Origin of the sequence: Bacillus sp. NPDC057893, from assembly GCF_042796455.1 — a bacterium.
Classification (GTDB): Bacteria; Bacillota; Bacilli; order Bacillales; family Bacillaceae_G; genus Bacillus_A.
The window spans coordinates 511,499-518,811 of the sequence record NZ_JBHVNG010000004.1; the positions used below are offsets into that span (position 1 = coordinate 511,499).

The 7,313-nt window shown below is 33.4% G+C and carries 3 protein-coding genes; all 3 read right to left on the minus strand.

Features of this window, described 5'->3' with window-relative positions:
* Positions 1-186 precede the first annotated feature (186 nt).
* Positions 187-2,757, minus strand: coding sequence for a type I pullulanase (gene pulA / locus ACFVQC_RS21185; protein WP_377896256.1), 2,571 nt, complete (start codon positions 2,755-2,757; stop codon positions 187-189).
* Between the two features lie 483 nt (positions 2,758-3,240).
* A complete protein-coding gene (locus tag ACFVQC_RS21190; RefSeq protein ID WP_377899168.1) occupies positions 3,241-4,944 on the minus strand; it encodes a M4 family metallopeptidase in 1,704 nt (567 codons plus the stop codon).
* 685 nt (positions 4,945-5,629) lie between these two features.
* A partial coding sequence (locus tag ACFVQC_RS21195) for a bifunctional metallophosphatase/5'-nucleotidase (RefSeq protein ID WP_377899169.1) occupies positions 5,630-7,313 on the minus strand: 1,684 nt, incomplete at its 5' end.

Genomic DNA, 7,313 nt, shown 5'->3' on the forward strand with positions numbered 1-7,313 from the left:
CATCCATTAATTTACACCATCCATATCTACAGTTATGGAAACCCTAATTACATATAAAAAAGAGAAGAACCTTGGTGAGTTCTTCTCTTTTTGTTTATTAAATTGTAATATAATTACAGTATGTGAAATTATATTAAGTTAACTTTTAAAGCGAAGTGAGAACAACCGTCACTTCGCTTTTTGCATTTATTTAATCGGTTTCTCTATTTTTAAAACTAGTGAACTTAATGCAGGAACTTTAATTTTATTGTCATGGACAACGTAAAGTGTTTTACTTCCCGCCTGATTCTCGTTTACTAGCACTTTCCATGGACCTTTCGATGGAAGTGTTATGTCAACGGCTTCCCTATTTGCATTGTGAGCCACCATAAAGTATTCGCTTTTATTCCCACTTCCCTTTCCATCTATTGTATAAGCTACAACATTTTTTGGAACATCGATAAAAGCTACATACTTTTTAATTTGTTCTGCAGAAGTCATTCGAAAAGCTGGGTACTTTTTCCGTAAATCTATTAAGCCCTTCATATAATCTACTTCATTATTAAATGCTGCACGGCGCAACCAGTCCATCTGGTTAATTGAATCAGGAGATTTGTAACTGTTATGATCACCATATTTTGTGCGCATAAACTCTTGTCCTGCATGTAAAAATGGAATACCTTGTGATGTTAATAAAATAGAAGAAGATAATTTGTGCATTTGTTTTCGCACTTCTTCACTTTCACCTGGATTAGTTAGCTCAAGTTTATCCCATAATGTATGATTATCATGTGCTTCCACATAAGTTAGCACCTGCTCTGGATCTTGATAAGTAGACGAATTTGTATCATAGTCAATACCTGCCGTAATGCCTTTTTTAATACGGTCTTCCATGTTTTGCTTTCCATTTACAAAACCATTTTCTTTTTCCTCAAATACGCTACCTTTCAATCCATCACGTATATTATCGTTAAAATGAGCAATCCCTTTCATTTTCTCCGCATTTTTTTGATTTGCTTTTAATTCAGCTGCAAGAGGTGTATTTAAATCCCAGCCTTCTCCATGCAGAATAATAGAAGGATCAATTTGATTAACACCTTTACGTATTTCATTCATCGTTTCATAATCATGAATACCCATTAAATCAAAACGGAATCCATCTAAATTGTATTCTTTTGCCCAGTATGTGACGGAATCCACCATAAATTTCCTCATCATTTTTCGTTCCGAAGCGGTATCATTTCCTACACCAGTTCCATTTGCCAGTGTTCCATCTTCATTGTAACGATAATAATAACCTGGAACTAATTTATGAAAATTAGATTCAGCGGCATTATACATATGGTTATATACTACATCCATCACAACACGAAGATTATTATCATGCAGTGTTTGAATCATTTGTTTTAATTCAGTTATTCGAACAGTCGGCTCATAAGGATTTGTAGAATAGGAGCCCTCTGGGACGTTGAAATTTTTCGGGTCATATCCCCAGTTATATTGTGGTTCATTTAAATTCTCTTCATTTACTGAAGCATAATCAAATATCGGTAAAAACTGAACGTGAGTAACACCAAGATCTTTCATATGATCAAGTCCTGTTTTTACACCTTCAGGCCCTTTTGTTCCTTTTTCTGTTACACCTAAATATTTCCCTTTATGCTTAATACCACTTTCAGGTTGAATGGAAAGATCGCGTACATGCAATTCATAAATAATAGCATCTTCCGGACTTTTGAATTTCGGTTTTTTGTTTACTTTCCAGTTTTTCGGATTTGTTTCTTTTAAATTAACGACGACACCTTTATCTCCATTTACAGAAGCAGCACGCACATACGGATCAACCGCTTCAGTCCACTTATCCCCAATTTTCACCTTATACGTATAAAAGAGTCCCTTTTGGTCCCCTTTAAGTTCTGCTTTCCAAGTTCCCTTTTCACCTTGTTGCATGTTTATTTCAGTACCTACTTTATCGCTCCATTTTTTATATGTAACTAACTTCGCTTCACTCGCAGTAGGAGCCCATAAGCGGAACTTTGTATGTTGCGGAGTATGTACATTCCCTAAATCATTACCACTATAATAAAATAGATTATCAAATTCTTCGCTACGAATGACTTTACCGATTTCAGTATTCGCATAGGCGAAGTTTTCTATTTTAACTTTGTAAGTTTGTTTTAAATCAAGTTTCTGTTCCGTAATTATTTTGACCTTATTAGTAATATCGCCACCATTTTTATCAAAAGAATTAATTTCCTTAATTTTAATGCCCTCAATTTCAATTTTCTGTTCCTTACTATTAAACGGGACATTAGTCGTTACAGTAATTTCATTGAAACTATCAATAGTCGCTTTTTGAATAGAGAGATCAGAAGAAGGCTTAGAATCATATACCTTTTCATCGCCTGAAAGAACCCAAACTTCAGCACGACCGTCCTTTATATTTTCAATCCAACGATCTCCACCGTCTTTTTCCCACTCATTTGTACGAATGATAAAGCCTACACGATTATAGTCACCATCTATTTTAATTTTTGCGTACTTTCCAAATTCATCTTCACCAGTAAATTCATATGAATTACCATTTGCATTTTCTCCCCACATCCAAAGATTCCAGTCTTTTGTATTTCCAGGCTGCTCTTTGTAATGAATGATAATTTCAGTTGTTTTTGAATTTGAAACTGCCTTCACATTCTGAAAAGAGAAAACAGATGATAACATAACGATTATAGTAAGTAATAAAACTGATTTGTTAATTAGTTTTTTTGTCATTTGCACCACATACACCCTCTCTTTAAATAGTACGAGCGATTTATTATGCTCGTCTAAATTACACTGCTTAAATTAATCTAGAAATCTCTTTTACTTCACCCCCATATTGGCTATTTCACGTATGCATTTCAACGATCTTTTAATACGAAAGCGTTTGCATTAAAACTTAAAAAAATAGATTTCTTTATGCCTTCATATATTTGTAAATACTAAAAGATCAGGGCAATCATTTTAAAGCAATCGTTTGTTATCGCTTTCATTCTATAGCACTTTCTATTAAGAGGTCAATATATTATTAATTTTCTGTTTTATACACTTTAAACCTTATATATTTGTCGCAACTTATTGGAGATAGACAGCGTGACTATTACTTAGTAAGTTTATTTTCACTAATGCATTGCCACATAAAAAAAACAGCTACTATCCTTAAAGTGACATTAGCTGTTTTTCATACCGTATTAATATATGAATGAAAACTATATTTCTAACTTACTTAATTTTTGCTGCATCAAATGCTTTTTGAACTGCTTGAACTTCAGCTGTATTCGCCCCATATTTATTAGTTGCCACTCGAATACATGCTGATTTCAATTCTTTGAAATTAGATGTCATGTTTAACTCATCTGTATTTACATAATAGAAAATATCAAACATTTTATCTTCACCAATTCCTTTAACAGTTACTCCGTTATGAGTTCCGCCTTTTGCAATGAGATACGCAACTTTATTAATAATACTTGAATTAAAATGAACGCCACCTTGATCCCATCCATTAAAATCGTTAAATTCACTGTAATCATCTGGATACGGTACTCCAAGTGAAGATGGAACAGAAGCTGGGTTTTCCATATCACGGAAAACAGATCCAGTTTGTTCGCCCATTGTCCAGTTAAAGGTTCCATTATTTACGTATTTCTCAATAGATGTTCCCATAATATCAGATAGCGCCTCATTAATCGCACCAGGTTCACCGTAATATTCAAGATTAGATTCGCTAGAAGTAACAGCATGTGTAAATTCATGTCCAGCTACGTCATATGCCTTGACAATAGGATCACCATATACAAGCATACTTCCATTATTAGCACTTAATGCATTTTGCCAATTTTTCGGATCGTTCGTATCTTCAGAATCCCAAGCATGTACAACTGAAACTACCTTTTGTCCCTTATTATCAAAACTATTACGCTTGTATTTATCTTTATAAAAATCAAATACCTTTGTTGCTAAGTAATGAGCACTTACTGCTTTTGGATCGTTAAATGTTGTTGAAGTGCTGGTTGCTAGTGTACCAGGATAATAGCTTTCTTCTTTAGTAATATCTCTGTAATTCACATCATATGTTTCAATTCCTTGCCCTCTTGTATAATCAGCAAGTGCATATTTGCCATTACTTTGTTTAGAAATACCAAATGAACGAGATATACCTAAATCATCTTTTCCTGTTCCAGTTAATGATGTAAGACTGCTTTTTTTACTTTCCTTTAAAGCTCCAACTAGTTTTTCACTTGCTTTTAAGTTAGATTCTTGTACCATATTTTTTAACATATCACCATTTTGTGCATTTACTAAATAAGTTCCAGAAACATAGTTTGGTGTTGCCGCTTCAAATGTAACTTGATATGCATTTGAAGCTTGTCCATTATTTTCATCAACAAAAATAACTTCCTTAACTTCTGGCTCAGAAATAAACTTGATATCGTTCCCATATTTCGTATAAATATATTGTTTCGCTTCATCTTTTGATAGATTAATAGGCTTTTTCAATTCTTCTTGTTTTAAATTTTGCGCGCTATCGCCTGAAACACTTTTAATAACACCCTTATTATCTACGTGTGCAGTTAATTGATGGCCATATACTTCTTTTCCTTCGTATGTTTGCTGCATACGCACAAGTGTTGTTCCATCATACGAACCACGTTTTTGAAGAACTTTATAATCTACTCCTGTTTCTCCATTGACTTGCTTTGGAGAAAGAGCTTGTTCAGCTTTCTCCTTAAGAGCATCTTTTACTACATTCTCTGGTGTTTTTTGTGACGGTTGTGTAAGTTCACCTGAACGGAATGAGTCCTCCTGAATTTGAACTTGTAATTGATCTGTTTCCTCTGCATGACCTATTCCGTATGGTGCCACAGCTGTTAAAGCTAATCCTGTTGTTAATGCTACTTTAGTTAATGTCTTTGTGTTTTTCATTTTTTCACCTCGTATAATTTTTGAAATAGAAAGCTTGTACAAAGTATACTGTCTATTTATGTCGAAAAAAAGAGAAAATACAAAATTTATGTAATATTATGTAAAATTACATATATGTGGTCGATAAAATAAAAAATGAGCCCTTTTAGGTGCTCATCCAATTGGTTAGTTGTTAATTATCTATATTCATTCTAATCAAAGTACACTTATATCTTATTAACAACATAAAAAACCACTCTTTACTATTTTAAGAATAGTAGATAAATACTTTAGTGAGGCAACGCATATACAAGTTAGATTTTTCAATATAATTTTGTTATTTATGTCTATAGCTGCATGGATTGGAACGTTTTGAGACTGCTGAAGTCTTATATGAGTTTCAGGCTTTTTTATCTTGTCAAAAATATCTTTTAAAGATAAATTTTTCTCCCCATTTAAATATAGAAAAGGACATATCTATTACATGTTATTAACTTAAGGTATGTTCTTTTAAAGCATATTATAAATATACATAGTGAGAAATGAAACAATAATTATTCAAATGAAAAACCCCCTGAATTTTTAAAGCGATCCAGGGGATTTTTTACCGATGATTCTCTATATTTCCATACCGATCACAAACTTTTTAGGATAATGGTATGTCCAAGTTGAATAGTTTTTTGCACGAGAGCCATCTTTTTTATATTTATTTAATTATCCTACTAAGTTTTTTGTAAAATTCACCTTTTCTTTTTACATGATTAAACTGATTTGGATTAATATTAGCTTTTTGTGAGAGTGCTACAATCTCTTCTTTTGTAATTGAATCTTTAGTATTTATAGATGCTATATTTGTATATTTTCCATCTTCTGTTTTTGGGATTTCTAAAATCCCTTTATTTACAAGATCAACTACAGCCTTATGCTCTGAAGAATGTGTATCTACACCAGTAATTTTCCAATTATGCATAACTTTTGGCGTGTATACACCGTTCTTTACCTCTTTTAAATATGTAATAGCAAGGTTACGAATGGTTCCACCTGTTTCTCCGAATGCATTCTCTTGTTTAGATGACCAAGTTTGTTCAAATTTACGTCCCTCTAAAGCTCCCCCTTTTGCCTGAAGAGCCTCCATTCTATACGCATTCATTCCTAGCGTCATAACATTGCTCATTTTGATTGGTTTATTTGTACGAATAGAGCGTAAATTTGTAATTCTACTACCATATGGTTTTGTTAAGTCAATTTCGTATTTTACGCCTCCAAAGAAATCGTTCGTACTGTATTTAGACGCACGACGGTTTTTATCAAAGCTAACTGTTACATCTCCGGCACGAGATGAGTTAAAATATCCTGCTGCCCATTCCATATAGTCTTTTAAATCTTTTCCAGTTATCTTATATACTGTAATTTCTCCCAAAGCATATTGATAATTATACGCAATATCTTTCTTCTTTATAGGACCTATATCCAAACGGGCATAATCATTATCAATTTGATGGGCTACTACATCCGCCTTGCTGTAATGGAGCATGACCTCATGAAAGAAATCTGATAAAGGTGTCTCTTGAATCTGCACACTTGGAATACCCTTTATTTCATTTTCAGGAACAAGGTTTCTACCCTTTAATTGAGCGACTACAACATTTGCATCTCCTCTCGCATACTCATGAAAAGGTGTTAGTGTTTCTTCAAGTGTAGAATCAGATAATACTGTAGTTCCATCAGCATTTTTTACAGGTATAGCGGTAGCTGTTTTATCTTTTAAAACAAGCTTCCCATCTTGCTTTGTAAAAGTAAGGTCAATACGTGAAATATGCGTTCCGTATTTATCTGGTTCTGTAATAATTACGCCATTTACAACTTCTTTTTTTACAAGTTTATGCATATGAGCCGCAAAAATAGCGCTTAGTTCCGGACAAGCATTCGCAATATCTTGAACACCAGTACCTGGGATTCCATTCTCATTTTCTAGTCCCATATGCATAATCCCTACCATTACATCTACTTTATCTTCTAATTCTTTAATAGCCTTTTTTGTCTCTTCTACTGGATTTTTCACTACTAAACCATCCAAATGATCTGTCCCTTTTTCAAAATCACTAATCATTGGTGTATTCATACCAATAATCCCGACTTTAATTCCACCTTTTTCAACAATCGTATATGCAGGAAGAAAACGCTCTCCATTTTCCTTATAAATATTTCCTGCTAACGTCTTTCCCTTGTATTGCTCACTAACTTTTTTCAATGTATCTAATCCAAAGTTGAATTCATGATTTCCAAATGCCCAGACGTCATATCCCATTGTATTCATTGCTACCATCATTGGCGATTGTGGCTTATCGTTGAATAATTCTACTGAGTTTCCTTGAATTGTATCCCCGGCA

Coding starts and splice junctions, on each gene's coding strand:
- ACFVQC_RS21190 (WP_377899168.1), bottom strand. CDS start 4,944: ATGAAAAACACAAAGACATTAACTAAAGTAGCATTAACAACAGGATTA.